Source organism: Bradyrhizobium sp. USDA 4449 (assembly GCF_054056275.1).
The window spans coordinates 4434130-4448984 of the sequence record NZ_JBSRYD010000001.1 but is presented as its reverse complement, the minus strand read 5'-3'; the positions used below and the strand labels follow the sequence as shown (position 1 = coordinate 4448984).

The window sequence follows — 14855 nt, the reverse complement described above, 5'->3', positions numbered from 1 at the left end:
GCATCGGAATATCAGGCCTTGATCGGGGCGACGTCGATCCAGCGCCGCTCCTTCCAGCTCTTCAGCGCGCATTCGGCGAGTTGCACGCCCTTGGCTCCTTCGAGCAGCGTGAACTTGTAGGGCGCATCCTCGTAGACGTGGCGGATGAACATTTCCCACTGCTCTTTGAAGCCGTTGTCGTAGATGACGTTATCAGGCAGCTTCTGCCAGTCGCCGTAGAAATCGTGCAGCCGCTTCTCGTCGGGATTCCAGACCGGCCTCGGGGTCGCCTGCCGCGCCTGGATCATGCAGTCGGTAAGGCCCGCGACGGCCGAGCCGTGAGTGCCGTCAACCTGGAAGGTGACGAGGTCGTCGCGATAGACGCGCGTGACCCAGGACATGTTGATGTGAGCGATGACACCGCCCTCGAGCTGGAACGTCGCGTAGGCGGAATCATCTGCGGTCGCCTTGTACGCCTTGGCCTGCTCGTCGAAGCGCTCGGGAATGTCGGTGTTGCCGATGCAGACCACGCTCTGGACGTTGCCGAAGAGATTGTCGAGCACGTAGCGCCAGTGGCAGACCATGTCCAGAATGATGCCGCCACCGTCCTCGCTGCGGTAGTTCCAGGACGGCCGCTGCGCCTCCTGCCAGCCCCCTTCGAACACCCAATAGCCGAACTCGCCCCGCACCGAGAGAATGCGGCCGAAGAAGCCGCTGTCGCGCAGGAAGGCGATCTTCTTCAGACCAGGCAGGAACAGCTTGTCCTGCACGGTGCCGTGCCTGACGCCCTTGGCATTGGCGAGCTTGACGACTTCCAGAGCTTCCTCGAAGTTCGTCGCGATCGGCTTCTCGCAATAGACGTGCTTGCCGGCATTGATGGCCTGGGTCAGCAGGCCGGGCCGCGCCTGGGTGGTCGCGGCGTCGAAGAACATGGTGTCGTTCTTGTCGGCAAGCGCCGCGTCGAGGTCCGTGGTCCAGCGCGTGATGTTGTAGCGCCTGGCGAGCGCCTCGAGCTTCTCCGCGCTGCGGCCGACCAGGATCGGATCGGGCATAATGCGATCGCCGTTCTTCAGGCGGACGCCGCCCTGGTCGCGGATCGCAACGATCGAGCGGACCAGATGCTGGTTGAGCCCCATGCGTCCGGTGACGCCGTTCATGATGAGGCCGAGGCGTTGGGTGGTCATGCCGGATACTCCTGAAGTGATCTTGGCCGTTCGAGCGGGCGGAGCGCCGACCAGTCCGGATGGACCGAGGTCGCAAAGCCCACGCAGTGAAGCGACCCCGTCAGGAGATCGCCGTTGTGAATGCTGAGGCGGATGCCCTGCCCGGCATCGGCGTAGAGATCGGGATGCGCGGCTGCGAAGGCCGCGGCTTCGGCGGCCGGCGCCTCGCCGAAGCCGTCGACATAGTGATGACCATTGCGCTCGGCATGGGTGATGCCGATAAAGGTGCCGAGCGCGAGATCTTGCTGCACGGCAAGGCCGGCCTGGCAGGTCAGGTCCTCGCCGGTGACGAAGAATTTCTCTCCGCTCGCGCTCCATTTCGCTGCACGCGTCGCGTTGACGATGGACTTGTAGAGCCCCTTGCAGGATTTCGAGGAGATGCCGCGATAGCCAAGCGCGCGCGCCGCGGGAAAGGCATCGTAGGAATCGTCGGCCTCGTCGATGATGAATCGGCGCGCGGCGAGCGAGCCGAGCGGCGCTTGCCTGGTGGTGTCTCGCGGCATCGGTTGCTCGACATAGAGCAATCGCGACGCGATCGACCGCAATGCGGGTTCGCGATCGAGCTGGTTGATCAGCGCCTTCAGTGCGGCAAGGTCCGCATATTGCTCATTGGCATCGAGCGACACCTTGCAGTGGCGACCAAGCCTATCGAGCTCTTTGCCGATCCGCGCCAGCCGCGCCGCATCGCCGGCGGGATTGCCCGACAGCTTCAGCTTGAAGTAATTCGCACCGGCGTTCACGTCTGCGTCGGCGACGCCGCCCTCGCCTTCGATGGCATCATCGAGACCGACGGTATGCCTGATCGCAACGCGCGGCAGCGGCTTGCGGCCGGAGAGAAATGTCGTGAGATCCGCGTCCTTCAGGTCGGGCGAGAGCCGCACATCGATGCCGGCGATATTGCCGGCCATTCCGTCGAAGAAATTGGTCTCCGCAGCCCGAAGCAGCGCATCAAGGATCGCCTTGTCGATTTCCGCAGGACCAAAGGCCGCCGCGAGGGGCGGGATGTTGTTCTTGGCACAGGCCGCGACCTGCGCGCCAATGCATTCGGCGTGCAGATCGAACGCCGTCAGGAATCCCGTCTGCGCCAGGTAAAGCCCACGCGCGATCTCCAGCGATCGGCGCAAGCCGTCGACGGTCTGCGCCGGCGACAGTTCCGGCCGCTTGTCGAACCATTTCGGCACCAGCAGTTCTGCGCTGGCGCCGGCCGAGGCTCCTCTGCCGTCGACCTCGATCTCGACCCGCACGAACAACTGCGGCGTCGCGTTCATCGTGATCGCGCCGAAGCGGAACGGCCGCGCGAACTGCACGGCACGTTCGAAGAAGGTGATGTCACGCAGCTTCAGGCGCGGGGACATGGTGTTACAGCAACGCGAGGTAATTTCGACAAGATCGGTGTAGCCGGGGGCGACTTGCCTCTCCTGCTCGCAGGAGAGGTCGGCGCGCAGCGCCGGGTGGGGGTACTCTCCTCTTGGGGATTATCCCGTTGCAGAGGCAGCCTCTCCCCAGCCCTCCCCCGCAGGCGGGGGAGGGAGCGCACCTTTCGCGCGGTTAAGATCGGAAGTCTCACCAGGCCTAATCCAATGCACCTTGCGAGAAGAAGTGCTTGCGGATGCGTTGCACGAGTTCCGTAAACACAGGGTCGGCCATCACGTCGAGCGAGCGCGGACGCGGCAGCGGCACGTCGTAGATCGCGGCGATTGCACCGGGCCGCTCGGTCATGACAAGCACACGGTCGGCGAGGAACACGGCTTCGGGAATCGAATGCGTGATCAAGAGCACGGTCTTCCCGGTCTCGCGCTGGATCCGCATCAGCTCGACATTCATGCGCTCGCGCGTCAGTGCGTCGAGCGCGCCGAACGGCTCGTCCATCAGCATGATCCTGGGATCGTGCACCAGCGCACGGCAGATCGAGGCCCGCTGCTGCATGCCGCCGGAAAGCTGCCAGGGCAGCTTCCTCTCGAACCCTTCCAGCCCGACCATCTTCAACAGCGCCTTGGCGCGCGGCAGATATTCGTCGCGGGCGAGGCGCTTCATGTCGATCGGCAGCATCACGTTGGACAGGATGTTGCGCCAGGGCAGCAGCAGCGCGTTCTGGAAGACGATACCGACATTGCCGTGCGGCTTCGTTACGTTCTCGCCCTCGACCAGCACCTCGCCTGATGTCGGCGGCAGCAGTCCGGAGATCAGCTTGAGCAGCGTGGACTTGCCGCAGCCTGATGGACCGACCACGACGAAGAACTCGCCGTCATTGATGTGGAAGTCGAGCGGCCGCAGCGACGGCACGTCGCCGTCGCGCGTCCGGTAGGTTTTCGACACGCCAGACAGTGTTATGCCCGACGCATCGCCGGCCCGATCGCTCACCAGTCTCAGATGCGCGGCGGGCTGCACGTCGTCACGCGATACAGTCGCAGGTTTCACGTGCCACTCTTCGGCAGGAAATCGTTGGTGTAGAAGGCCTTCGGGTTCTCCTTGGCCTTGGCGTCGAGCCCGCCATATTCGACCATCAGGTTGACCGAGTCCGTCATGTTCTGGTCGGTGACCTGGAACGGCCGCTTGTCCTTGGTCTCAGGCGTCCGGTACAGCGGAATGGTCAGCTCAAAGCCTTGGGTCAGCGTGTCGATCTTGCCGCCCTTGGGGTTGGCATCGAGGATCGACTGCGCGGCCGCCTTCGGCTCCTTCTCGGCAGCTTCGACCGCCTTTGTCGTCGCCGACATGAAACGGCGGACGAGATCGGCATGGGCCTTCACGTAGTCGGTGTTGGCGATGATGCCCGAGGAGACCATGTTGATGCCGTAGTCGGCGAACTTGATCGGATAGACGTCCTTGCCGGTGGCGTCTTTGATCTTCATCGACTGGTCCATGACGTAGCCGAGCAAGAGATCGGCCTGGCCGTTGATCACGGCGTTGAGCTTGGTCTGGCCGTCGCCGGCAACGGTCTTGAAATCGCTTTCCTTGAGGCCGGTCTTCTTCAGGAACAGCGGCCAGATCTGCGTCATGGAATCGGCCGGCGTGATCGCGACCGCCTTGCCCTTGATGTCTTCGGGCTTTCGGATGTTCTTGTCGACGAATCCCATGACGGACATCGGCGAGGTCTGGAGCAGCACGCCGGTCGCAATCACCGGCGCGCCCTTGATCGCGGCACGCATCATGGTGGGAACGTCGACATAGCCGAAATCGGCGGTCTTGGCGGCGACGGCCTGCGTGGTCGCGGCCGAGCCACGGCCCTCCTGGATATCGAGGTCGATGCCTTCGGCGGCATAAATGCCCTTGGCCTTGCCGTAATAGAACGGCGCGTGCTCGCCATAGACGTACCAGTTGAGCATCAGCACGACCTTGTCGCCCGCCTGGGCCGGCGAAACTGCAAACGCCATCAGCGCCACGGATGCAGCCCCAATCCACCGCTTCATCGTCACTCTCCCTGTCGTTGTTTCGGCCATTGGTGGCCGTTCTCCTTACGATGCGAAAATCACGTCCTCGCGCTGGCTGACATGCCAGGGAATCACCAGCTTCTCGACGCTGTCGACGACCCAGAACAGGATGACGCCGAGCAGCGCGAGGATGACGAGCGCTGCGAACATCGTCGGCAGGTCGAACGTGCCGATCGAGCGCTGCATCACATAGCCGATGCCGGAATTGGAGCCGACGAACTCGCCGACCACGGCGCCGACCACGGCGAGCGTCACCGAGACCTTGAGCCCGGAGAAGATCGCCGGGAGCGCATGCGGCAGGTTCACCGCGCAAAACACCTGGAAGCGGCTGCCCTGCATGGCGCGGGCGAGATCGACCATGTCAGGATCGACCGACTTGAAACCCTGCACGGCGGAGACCACGACGGGAAAGAAGCCGAGCAGAAAGGCCGAGATGACCTTCGGCAGGATGCCAAAGCCGAACCAGACCACGAACAGCGGCGCGATCGCGATCTTCGGCACGGACTGGGAGAACACCAGCAGCGGATAGATATAGCTCTCCACCGTCTTCGAGCCCGCGATCAGCATCGCCACGGGAATGCCGAACAGCGCGGAAAGCGCGAAGCCCCAGATGGTCGCGTAAGTCGTCGGCCAGGACTGGCGCAGCAATTCCGGCCAATCATCGCGCAGCACGGCGAGGACATCGGCCGGCGCCGGGATCTGATAGGCGGGGATCTTGAACAGCCGGATCGAGAGATCCCAGGCGATGACGATGAACACCAGGAACAACAACGGCCGTACCCAGGCCGCATTCAGCATCTTGGACACTGCACCTTGGGGCTTCAGCTCGGCCACGCCTCTCTCCCGGAAGTCTTCTTTGTTCGGGGGAGAAATTAACCCGTTGGATAAATACTGTCCAGAGCTTTCCCTGTGACGTTTTGTGCCGGTTCCCGGGAGGGGCGGTAAGTGGCGAGACAGACGTCTCCCGGAACTGGATTGGCGCGGGTCGGCCTTCGGCCGGTGCTGACTCGCAGTGAGGGAGGAAAAGCGGGCCGGGAAACTACGCCGTCTGCACCACCGCGGCGCGCGACTTCGATGCCTTGGCGATCTCGAACAGCGCGGCCGACTGCCCGGTCAGCGCAGCCAGCACGAGGCCGACCATGTGCGCGAGACGTTCGTCCTTGGCGTCCTTGGCGAGCAGGTCACGGCCGAAGATCACGCTTAAGGTCGCCGAGTTCGAGAGATAGAAGAAGCAGAGACCCGCGATCGAGATGTAGAGCTGCACCGGATCGACCGCGACCTGGAAATCGCCGCTGTCGACGCCGCGCCTCACCACGGTGCGGATCATCTCGACGAACGGGGAGTGCATCGACTTGACCCTGGTCGAGCGCTTCAGGTGCTTTGCGCGCGCGAGGTTCTCGGTCTGCAGCAGCGACAGGAATTCGGGATTGCGCAGGAAGTAATTCCAGGTGAATTCGATCAGCCGCTTGATTGCCTCGGGCGGATCGAGATGTTCGAGGTCGAGTCCCCGCTCCTCGCTGCGGATCTTGTCATAGGCGCCTTCCAGCACCGCGAGGTAGAGGTCGTCCTTGTTGCCGACATGGTAGTACAGCATCCGCTTGTTGGCGCCGGCATTCGCCGCAATGCGGTCGACGCGGGCACCGGCGAGCCCGTGCGCGGAAAACTCCTGCTTGGCAGCCTCGAGAATGCGCAGCCGCATCCCCTCGGGGTCGCGCTGCCATTTCTGAGTTCGCTTTGCCGTTGCTTTCGCCAAAACCCGGTGCTCGCTTTGTGGTTTCGCTAGGGCATGTACCACGCCCCCGCCGTCATTGCGAGAAGCCCTTGCGACGAAGCGATCCAGAGTCTTTCCGGGAGCCAGCCTGGATTGCTTCGCTACGCTCGCAATGAGGAGCGGAGAGCGGCGTCCTACTCCACCGGTTTCGGCGAGCGCTCCAGCAGCACGGTCTGGATGCCGCAGGTGCCATTGCGCACGGTCATGATCCGCGTGCCCGGCTTGCGGCCGTTGCGCACATCGCTGAGGTCGAGGCCGGCTTCGAGGAGGCGCGCGCGCGTGGCGTCGATGTCGGCGACGCGCCAGCTCAAGCCCCAGAGACGATCGTGCCCGACATCCCCGCCCGCGACCGGGCGGCGCACCACCTCGACGATGAGATCGCCGCAGCGGAAGAACATCAGCTGGCCCCAGTCATGGTGGGAGCGGTCGAGCGCCAGATCGAGCCCGAGCCGCGCGCCGTAGAGCGCGGCGGCACGATCGGAATCCTCTGTGGTGATCACGACGTGATCGAGCCCCTCGATCGGCGCGACGTCCGAAGCGAGCGACTTCGGACGCTCCTCGGCCAACTCGAGGAAGAACATGCGCACGCCGCGCGTCAGCTCGGTTGCGGCCCGCGTGCGCTGCCAGTGCAGGGCCGCACCTGATACATCGTCGCGGCTCTCGACTGCGGCGACGGCATCCGGCTTCAGCGCCACCCGGTCCAGCCGGCGGTGCATCTTGTTGATATCGGCGACGCGAAAGCACAGGCTGGCGAGCAGGCCTTCCTGGTCGGCGAGCAACGCGCGCATGCGGTCAGCGGTTGCGGTAAAGCCGCTCGGCGCCATCAATTCGAGGGTCGTGTTCTCGAGGGTGAACAGGACGCGATCGGCGCCCTCGCCGGAGTTCTGCCAGGCGGGCGCGCGCCCCAGCAGCGTCTGATAGGCCGCCTTGGCCGCACCGATATCCTTGACCAGAGCAACGATGTGATCGAGGCCGGTGATCATGTTTTTCCCTTTTTGATCGACTTGGAACCATGGATCGAAAAGCGGCATTTGTCCGGGCTTGGCATGGACCCGCCATGGTCGTATTCCCGCCATAGGCCGGCCTCAAGCGCTGCGGGGCGGTTTTGCGAATAATTTCAGCGTCAGAGAAGCGGAACCGGTGTTAGAGTAAGCTGGTCGGCCGGACCACCACGCGCATCACGGACAAGCAATGCAGGCTCTCTTTATCGGACAGACCTATATCGACGTCGTCTTCATCACCGACCACATGCCGACCGGCGACGAAAAGCACGTGGCGACCGACTACGCGGTCTCTTTCGGCGGCAACGCTGTTACGGCGGCGTTCTGCTGCGCCAAGCTCGGCATCGTGCCCGACCTGATCGCCACCGCGGCGAATGACTGGCTGGGGCGCATGTTCCAGGACATGTGCGCGAAGTACGCGATCTCGCTGCACGGGCGGAAGGTCAACCAGTCGTCGCTATCCTTCATCATGCCCAAGGATGGCAAGCGGGCCATCGTGCGCTGCCGCGACGACGAGCACATCCATCCCTTCCCGATGCTCAATCTCGGCGGCTGCCGCGCATTGCATGTCGACGGCCACCAGCCGGATGCGGCGATCCACTACGCAAAAGTCTGCCGTGAGGCCGGTATCCTGACGTCGCTCGACGGCGGCGGCCTGCGCACCAACACGCATGAGCTCCTGGAATTCATCGACGTCGCCATCGTCGCCGAGCGTCTCTGCGAGCAGATGGACCTGACCCCGGAGAAGATGCTCGACTACCTCAAGGGCCGCGGCTGCAAGATCGGCGGCGTCACCATGGGTGAGAAGGGCCTGCTCTGGTACGACGAGACAGGGACGGTCCAGGTGATGCCGGCGATGCCGATTCCGCGGGAGCGCGTGATCGATACCAACGGGGCCGGCGACGTCTTCCACGGCGCTTACGTCTATTCCTATCTCGCCCATCCGGGCAAAAGCTGGCGCGAGCATTTCGACTTTGCCCGGGCAGCCTCGACGTTCAAGATCCAGCGCCTCGGCAACGAGGCCGGCCTGCCGACCCTTGTCGACATCGCCAAAGTCAGGCACGAGTTCGAAGTCAGGGTCTAGGGATTTCATAAGGGCGGATCATGGGGCGTGTCTTCGTCGCCGGCAGCATCAACATGGATGTGGTGGCGACCGCCGATCGCCATCCGAAGGTGGGCGAGACCGTCGCCGGCCGGCAAGTGCTGTATTTTCCGGGCGGCAAGGGCGCGAACCAGGCGGTCGCATCGGCGCGTCTCGGCGTGAAGACCACGCTGATCGGGCGGCTGGGCAAGGATGCGTTCGGGGCGGAACTGCGGGCGTTCCTGGGCGACCAGGGCATCGATCTCGGCGGTGTGCGCGAGGCGGACACGCACAGCGGCACGGCCATCATCACGGTTGCGTCCTCCGACAACACCATCGTCGTCATTCCCGGCAGCAATGCCCTGGTCAGTGTGGATGACGTCGCGGATGCGCCGCTGGCAAAGGGTGATGTCGCGGTCAGCCAGTTCGAGATTCCGCTGCCGACGATTGCCGCGTTCTTCCAGCGGGCGCGTGCCGCCGGGGCCACGACGCTGCTCAATCCGGCACCGGCGCAAAAGATGTCCGGCGAGCTGCTCGCGCTGGTCGACATCCTCGTGCTGAACGAGACCGAGCTTGGCTTTCTCGCAGGTCGCGAACTCACCGACGAGGACGAAGCCGCAAGGATCGTCGACGTCGCCCGACAGCTTCAGGCGCGCGCGGACCAGACCATCTGCGTCACGCTGGGAAAACGCGGCGTGCTCGCGCTCGCCGGAAGCGAGGGATTTGCCGTGCCCGGGCGCGCCGTGAAGGCGGTCGACACCACAGGCGCCGGCGATTGTTTCGTCGGGGCGCTCGCCTCACAGCTGGCCGAGGGTGCCGCCTTGCGCGCCGCCCTCGCATTCGCCAATGCCGCCGCCTCGATCAGTGTGCAGCGCATGGGCGCCGGGCCGTCGATGCCGACGGCCGCGGAAGTTAAGGCCGTTCTATAAGACAGAGCGGGCTAGTCTCCGCGAGTCTAACCGTCACCGTCGCCGTGGAGAGTCCCCCTCACCCCGCCCCTCTCCCCGCAAGCTGGGCGAGGCAGAAGAGACTCAGGCCAGCGCGCTCTTCAGGTCGAAGCCTTCGTCCGCGGCCTGCTCCGGCGTGATGGAGCGATCCATCGCCTGCAAGCGGCGGCCGAACATGTGATCGCCGGCGCGGTTGATCGATTCGATGCCGAGCAGTCTGTCGCCATGATAGCAGAACACGGAAAACGCCTTCTTCGCGGAATCGCCGCGCAGGACGACACGGTCGTAGCCGGTGGTGAGGCCTGATATCTGGAGCTTGTCGTCGCCCTGATCGCTCCAGAACCAGGGATGCCCGTCATAGGGTTTCTTGTCGCCGGTCAGCCGCGCGGCGAGGCAGCGGGCGTGATCGGTGGCGTTCTGCACCGATTCCAGCCGCAATGATCCGCCGAAGCGCGGGCTGGCAAACAGGGCGCAATCGCCGATCGCGGAGATGCCGGGATCAGCCGTCGCAAGATGTTCGTCGACGATGATGCCGGCCGCGACCGGCAGCCCGGCCTCGGCCGCCAGCTCGATGTTCGGCAGCACGCCGACGCCGACTACGACGAGGTCGGCAGGCAGATGCCGTCCATCGCTCAAGGAGACGCCGGTCACTTTGCCGTTCTCGGCTTCGATCGAGGTTGCCTGCACACCCAGATGAATGCGGATGCCGGCCTCGCGGTGCCGCGCCTGGAAATAGTCGGACACTTCCGCCGTCACCGCGCGCGCCATCACGCGCGGCGCCAATTCGAGCACGTCGACCTCGAGGCCTTTGATCCGCGCGGTCGCTGCGAATTCGAGGCCGATGAAGCCGGCGCCGATCACCACGACCCGCGTCTTCGATGGGATAATGCTGCGCAACGCCTCGCTCTCATCGAGGATGCGCAGATATTTCACGTCGGGCAGATTGGCGTTGGGCAGATCGAGCAGCCGGTTCCGCGCGCCGGTCGCCAAGATCAGGTGACCGTAGGACAGCGTTTCGCCCGAGGCGAGCAGCACTTTTCGCGCTGCGCGATCGATCGAGACGGCGCGGCCGGCGATCAGGTCAATCTTCTGGTCGTGATAGAATTTCTCGGGGCGGAACATCAGGCTATCAGGCCCGGCCGAGCCCTTGATGTAGGCCTTCGACAACGGCGGCCGCTGATAGGGCAGATGCGCCTCGTCGTTGACCAGGCGGATGGGCTCCGAAAAGCCCGCCTGCCGCAGGGATGCCGCGACCTGGTAGCCACCATGGCCGGCACCGACAATGACCACCGGACCATCAGTCATCGGACAGGCCTTTTCTGCAAGACACGAGCGTACCCATGTCGTCTCCTCTCTCATACTGGCTTGGCTAGCCCAGGAGGAGCCGGCGCTCGTGTCCGTCCAACGAAGGCGCCCCATTTGAGCCTATGATTCCGCTCCGCGCAAGGGTGGCACGCGGGGATTGTCACCCCTCGCCTTCTGAGATTTAGTCGCAAAACGAACCTCATGCCGGGGATATTCACATGCCAGCTCCCGTCTCAAAGCCCGACGATCCCGCGCTGCTACGGATCGACGGCCCGATCGCGACCATCACGCTCAACCGTCCCGCCGCGTTCAACTCGGTCAATCTTGCAATTGCGCAGAAGCTCGAACAGCTCGCGGCTTATATCGAGGGCGATGATGCTGTCCGCGTCGTGGTGCTCGAAGGCGAAGGCCGCGCCTTTTCGGCCGGCGGCGATCTGCAGACGATCGGCGCAGCGGCCGAGGCCAACAATGTGACGGCTGTCGTCGGCGAGTTGCTCAAGCATTATCATTCGTTCATCGAGATCATCAAGCGTATGCCCAAGATCTCGCTGTCGAGCGTGCACGGCTCGGCCGCCGGCGCCGGCATGGGCCTCGCCTTCGTCACCGATCTCTGCATTGCCGCCGATGACGCCAAGTTCACGCCGGCTTACGCCAAGATCGGCGTATCGCCCGATGGCGGCTCGACGGTCGGAATCGTCGGCACGGTCGGTTCGCGCCGCGCGCTACAGATCTTCCTCGCCGAGGACAATTTTACAGCGCAGCAGGCCTATGAATGGGGCCTCGTCGCCCAGACCGTTCCCGCGACCGAGTTGAAGGAGGCCACGCGAAAACTCGCCGAACGGCTGGCACAGAACCCGCCCGCGGCCATATCCGGCACCAAGTCGCTGGTCTATGCGGCAGCGACGACGCCAGTCAGGCAGCAGCTCGATGCCGAGGAGCACAAGATCATCATGGCGATGAACACGGAAGAGTTCCGCGTCGCCGTGAAGAAGTTCACGAGCAAGAGCAAGTGACGTCTATTGCGGACAGATGTAGCCGGTCCCCGCCGGCGACTTGAAGCAGCCGACCGATTCGGGGAGAACCTTCTGCGGCAGCCACAGCACCACGCTCGGGAAGTAGATCACGAACGCGATGGTGGCGAAGAACACGACATAGATCGGCAGCGCCGCGCGGAGCGCCTTGGCAAAGCTGATGCCGACGAATTTCGACGCCATCAACAGCACCAGGCCGTAAGGCGGCGTGATCAGGCCGAAGGCGAGCGTGGCGATCAGCACAACGCCCATGTGCACGCCATTGATGTCGCCCGCTTCCGTCAGCGTGTTGACCAGCGGCATGAAGATGATGATGGTCGGCACCGGCTCGATGAAATCGCCGACCACGGTGAACAGCAGCACCATCAGCAGCATGATCAGATGCGGATCGTGCCCTGCGATCGAGGTGATCATGTCTGCGATGTAGCTGGCGCCGCGCAAATAGGCGAGCATCCAGCCGAAGGCGTTGGCGGCACCGATCGTGATCAGCGGTAGCGAGAAAATCAGCCCGGCGAGGCAGAAATCGTAGGGGATCTTCCTGAAATGCCCGCGGTTGAGCGCGGGGATCACGACCAGGATGATCCAGACCACCGCGACGACGCCGGCTTCGGTCGGCGTGAACCAGCCGGTCAGGATGCCCCCCAGCAGGATGACGGGGATCATCAGCGGCAGCGCCGCATCGCCCGCGGCGAACACCACCTGCCGCAGCGGCGCACGCGGCTTGCGCAGGCCCGAGGGGCCGAAGAAATAGCAATAGATCATCAATCCGAAGCCGATCATCAGGCCCGGCACGACGCCGGCCATGAACAGGCCGGCGATCGAGACGTTGCCGACGGCGCCGTAGACGACAGCGGTGATGCTCGGCGGCACCAGCGCGGCGATGGTCGAGGCCGACGCGATGATCGCGGCAATGAACGCCGGCTCGTAGCCCTCGCGCTTCATCGGCCCGCCGAGCGCGCGGCTCATCACGGCGACATCGGCCGTGGTCGAGCCCGACATCTCCGAGAAAAACATACTGAAGACGACCACGACCTGCGACAGCCCGCCCCTGATATGGCCGACCAGCGACACCGAGAGATTGGCTATTCGCACCACCACATTGGCCGAGCTCATGAGCTCGCCGACCAGCAGGAAGAACGGGATCGCCAGCAGCGCCTCGGAATCGACGCCATCGAATATCTTCTGGATGATGGCGGCGAGCGAAACGTCGGACAGGAACGCACCGACGAACACGCCGGCCATCAGCGAGAACGGCACGGGCACGCCGAGATAGCCGAATGACAGGAAGCAGATCGACATGATCGCGAGGACAACAGGTGCGCTCACGGCTGCGTCCTCGCCTGCGCCTCGGTCACGTCCGGCGGCGCATCCTGGTCCGGCGGCTCGGGATGGTCGAAGCCGTTGCGCAGACCGTTGACGAGCTGCTCGATGGTGAAGAGGCCGACCAGGATGCCGGACAGCGGAATGATGGCGTAGAGCGAGGCGATCGGCGTGCCCGACGGCAGGCGGAAACTGCCGAAGCCGCGAAGATAGTTCTGGTAGCCGTACCAGACGAGGCAGACGGCGACGCCGAGCACGATGAGGCGGATGATGATTTCGACGATGATCCTGGGCGTGCCGTGCATCGCCTCGGAGATCGCGGTGAGATAGAGATGATCGTTGCGCCGGGTCGCAGCCGCCATGCCGAGGAAGATCGCATAGATGAACAGCGTCGAGGTGACCTCCTGCAGCCACAGCCAGGGATGACCGATGGTGCGGGTGACGATGTCGGCCGTGACCGAGAGCGAGAAGCCGAAGCACAGCACGCCGCAGAGGATCATCAGCGCGAGCTCGAGCCAGTCGAGCCAGCGCCATTTGAGATGACGTTGGCGTTGCAGGACGAGCTTGTCGGCGATGGGCATTGTTGTCGTCCCGGTTAGGGTTGGCTGCACCTCTCCCGCTTTCGGGAGAGGTCGGATCGCATCGAATGCGATCCGGGCGAGGGGCTTTCTCCTCGCTGGAAATCCCTCTGCGGAGAAACCCTCTCCCCTACCCTCTCCCGCAAGCGGGAGAGGGAGCGCACCGTCTTTCGGAATCGCTCTAGTTAATCGACCGGATCAGATCCTTGATCTTCTCGGCGTGCGGGCCGAGGTCCTTGGCGAGCTTGTCGAGATAGGGATCGGCGATCGCCGCAAAGCTCTTCTTGTCGACGTTGTCGACGATCTTGACGCCCATCTTCTTCAGCTTCTCCGCCGCGGCGCGCTCGAGATCGAATGCCTTCCCGGGCTCCTTGGTGCTGATCTCGTTCGCGGCCGCGAGCACCCAGCCCTTCTGCTCGGCCGAGAGGCTCTGCCAGAGCTTGTCGGAGACGAACACCAGTGCGTTGTTGGCCTCGTGCTCGGTGATATTAAGCACCGGCGCGACCTCGTAGTGCTTGTTGACGAGGTAGACGTTGATGCTGTTCTCGGCGACATCGACCACGCCGGTCTGCAAGCTCGTATAGACGCTGCCGAACGGCATGTGCACGGTCTGGGCGCCATAGGCCGGGAACATGGTGTCTTCGGTGGCGGTTGCCTGTACGCGGACCTTCAGACCCTTGATGTCTGCGACATTGTGAATCTCCTTCTTGGAGTACATGTGGCGGACGCCCTGGGAGCCCGTGCCGATGAGATGCAGGCCCTGCGTGGTCTCCTCGATCATGGCCCTGAGCGCTTCGAACACTTTTGGATCGGCGAGGCCCTTGATCACATGGTTCTCGTCGCGGAACAGATAATGCAGCGACATGACGCCCGCCTGCGGCGAGATCGTCGCGGTGTTCGCCGAGGAGACGATGGAGAATTCGACGTCGCCGGACTTGACGAGCTGGAGCACCTGCGGCTCCTGCCCGAGCTGCGCGCCGGGATACTGGTCGATGATCATGGTGCCTTTGCTCAATTCCTTGAGCTTGTCGGCAAAGAGGTCGCCGGCGATGGAATAGCCGGTGTTGCGGGGCTGGTCATAGGCGAAGCGATAATGCTTCACCTCCTGCGCCCCCGCGCCCGTGACGAACAGCATGGCGGCGCCTGCCACCAATGCACGCATGGATCGTGCAATCATCGTCTCCCCCTATG

The 14855-nt window shown here is 63.9% G+C and carries 14 protein-coding genes; 3 read left to right on the top strand and 11 right to left on the bottom strand.

The window, feature by feature from the left end:
* Window positions 1-11: 11 nt before the first annotated feature.
* The 7 genes from ACVIIW_RS20770 to ACVIIW_RS20740 all read right to left on the bottom strand — a co-directional run bounded on the left by ACVIIW_RS20770 (window position 12) and on the right by ACVIIW_RS20740 (window position 7384).
* On the bottom strand, window positions 12-1163 hold the full coding sequence (locus ACVIIW_RS20770; RefSeq protein ID WP_456702421.1) for a Gfo/Idh/MocA family protein: 1152 nt from the start codon (window positions 1161-1163) through the stop codon (window positions 12-14).
* Window positions 1160-2557, bottom strand: coding sequence for a hypothetical protein (locus tag ACVIIW_RS20765; protein WP_456702420.1), 1398 nt, complete (start codon window positions 2555-2557; stop codon window positions 1160-1162). The genes ACVIIW_RS20770 and ACVIIW_RS20765 overlap by 4 nt, the downstream gene beginning before the upstream one ends.
* Window positions 2558-2774: 217 nt before the next feature.
* Window positions 2775-3620, bottom strand: coding sequence for an ABC transporter ATP-binding protein (locus ACVIIW_RS20760; protein WP_456702419.1), 846 nt, complete (start codon window positions 3618-3620; stop codon window positions 2775-2777).
* Window positions 3617-4609 (bottom strand): ABC transporter substrate-binding protein, encoded by a 993-nt coding sequence (locus tag ACVIIW_RS20755; RefSeq protein ID WP_456702418.1) that lies wholly within the window; start codon window positions 4607-4609, stop codon window positions 3617-3619. Before ACVIIW_RS20755 ends, ACVIIW_RS20760 begins: the two co-directional genes overlap by 4 nt.
* A gap of 45 nt (window positions 4610-4654) precedes the next feature.
* A complete protein-coding gene (locus ACVIIW_RS20750; protein ID WP_456702417.1) occupies window positions 4655-5464 on the bottom strand; it encodes an ABC transporter permease in 810 nt (269 codons plus the stop codon).
* 205 nt (window positions 5465-5669) lie between these two features.
* Entirely contained in the window at window positions 5670-6329 is a 660-nt protein-coding gene (locus tag ACVIIW_RS20745) for a TetR/AcrR family transcriptional regulator (RefSeq protein ID WP_456705214.1), read from the bottom strand.
* A gap of 206 nt (window positions 6330-6535) precedes the next feature.
* Window positions 6536-7384 carry a VOC family protein gene (locus tag ACVIIW_RS20740; protein ID WP_456702416.1) on the bottom strand — a complete coding sequence of 283 codons (849 nt, stop codon included), beginning with the start codon at window positions 7382-7384 and terminating at the stop codon, window positions 6536-6538.
* A gap of 208 nt (window positions 7385-7592) precedes the next feature.
* On the opposite strand from ACVIIW_RS20740, the gene ACVIIW_RS20735 reads away from it, so the two are divergent.
* Together ACVIIW_RS20735 and rbsK are read left to right on the top strand one after the other, a co-directional pair.
* Window positions 7593-8486: a sugar kinase gene (locus tag ACVIIW_RS20735; RefSeq protein ID WP_092227688.1), complete on the top strand. Its 894-nt coding sequence runs from the start codon at window positions 7593-7595 to the stop codon at window positions 8484-8486.
* Between the two features lie 20 nt (window positions 8487-8506).
* Window positions 8507-9412, top strand: a complete 906-nt coding sequence (gene rbsK, locus ACVIIW_RS20730) for a ribokinase (RefSeq protein WP_456702415.1) — start codon at window positions 8507-8509, stop codon at window positions 9410-9412.
* A gap of 102 nt (window positions 9413-9514) precedes the next feature.
* Here the strand turns inward: rbsK and ACVIIW_RS20725 are convergent, their stop codons facing one another.
* A complete protein-coding gene (locus ACVIIW_RS20725) occupies window positions 9515-10735 on the bottom strand; it encodes an NAD(P)/FAD-dependent oxidoreductase (RefSeq protein WP_456702414.1) in 1221 nt (406 codons plus the stop codon).
* Between the two features lie 218 nt (window positions 10736-10953).
* On the opposite strand from ACVIIW_RS20725, the gene ACVIIW_RS20720 reads away from it, so the two are divergent.
* On the top strand, window positions 10954-11748 hold the full coding sequence (locus tag ACVIIW_RS20720; RefSeq protein ID WP_456702413.1) for an enoyl-CoA hydratase/isomerase family protein: 795 nt from the start codon (window positions 10954-10956) through the stop codon (window positions 11746-11748).
* A 3-nt stretch (window positions 11749-11751) separates the two neighbouring features.
* Here the strand turns inward: ACVIIW_RS20720 and ACVIIW_RS20715 are convergent, their stop codons facing one another.
* From ACVIIW_RS20715 to ACVIIW_RS20705, 3 genes are all read right to left on the bottom strand, one after another.
* Window positions 11752-13092 (bottom strand): TRAP transporter large permease, encoded by a 1341-nt coding sequence (locus ACVIIW_RS20715; RefSeq protein WP_456702412.1) that lies wholly within the window; start codon window positions 13090-13092, stop codon window positions 11752-11754.
* Window positions 13089-13667: a TRAP transporter small permease gene (locus ACVIIW_RS20710; protein ID WP_456702411.1), complete on the bottom strand. Its 579-nt coding sequence runs from the start codon at window positions 13665-13667 to the stop codon at window positions 13089-13091. The genes ACVIIW_RS20715 and ACVIIW_RS20710 overlap by 4 nt, the downstream gene beginning before the upstream one ends.
* A 178-nt stretch (window positions 13668-13845) precedes the next feature.
* The gene (locus ACVIIW_RS20705) at window positions 13846-14841 is read right to left on the bottom strand and encodes a TRAP transporter substrate-binding protein (protein ID WP_456702410.1); all 996 of its coding nucleotides are present in this window, start codon (window positions 14839-14841) and stop codon (window positions 13846-13848) included.
* Between the last annotated feature and the right edge of the window lie 14 nt (window positions 14842-14855).

What these genes read in the sequence shown, in the direction of transcription:
- ACVIIW_RS20770 (WP_456702421.1), bottom strand. Translation starts at nt 1,163, where the DNA reads ATGACCACCCAACGCCTCGGCCTCATCATGAACGGCGTCACCGGACGC.
- ACVIIW_RS20765 (WP_456702420.1), bottom strand. Translation starts at nt 2,557, where the DNA reads ATGTCCCCGCGCCTGAAGCTGCGTGACATCACCTTCTTCGAACGTGCC.
- ACVIIW_RS20755 (WP_456702418.1), bottom strand. Translation starts at nt 4,609, where the DNA reads ATGAAGCGGTGGATTGGGGCTGCATCCGTGGCGCTGATGGCGTTTGCA.
- ACVIIW_RS20745 (WP_456705214.1), bottom strand. Translation starts at nt 6,329, where the DNA reads ATGCGGCTGCGCATTCTCGAGGCTGCCAAGCAGGAGTTTTCCGCGCAC.
- ACVIIW_RS20740 (WP_456702416.1), bottom strand. Translation starts at nt 7,384, where the DNA reads ATGATCACCGGCCTCGATCACATCGTTGCTCTGGTCAAGGATATCGGT.
- ACVIIW_RS20735 (WP_092227688.1), top strand. Translation starts at nt 7,593, where the DNA reads ATGCAGGCTCTCTTTATCGGACAGACCTATATCGACGTCGTCTTCATC.
- rbsK (WP_456702415.1), top strand. Translation starts at nt 8,507, where the DNA reads ATGGGGCGTGTCTTCGTCGCCGGCAGCATCAACATGGATGTGGTGGCG.
- ACVIIW_RS20725 (WP_456702414.1), bottom strand. Translation starts at nt 10,735, where the DNA reads ATGACTGATGGTCCGGTGGTCATTGTCGGTGCCGGCCATGGTGGCTAC.
- ACVIIW_RS20720 (WP_456702413.1), top strand. Translation starts at nt 10,954, where the DNA reads ATGCCAGCTCCCGTCTCAAAGCCCGACGATCCCGCGCTGCTACGGATC.
- ACVIIW_RS20710 (WP_456702411.1), bottom strand. Translation starts at nt 13,667, where the DNA reads ATGCCCATCGCCGACAAGCTCGTCCTGCAACGCCAACGTCATCTCAAA.
- ACVIIW_RS20705 (WP_456702410.1), bottom strand. Translation starts at nt 14,841, where the DNA reads ATGATTGCACGATCCATGCGTGCATTGGTGGCAGGCGCCGCCATGCTG.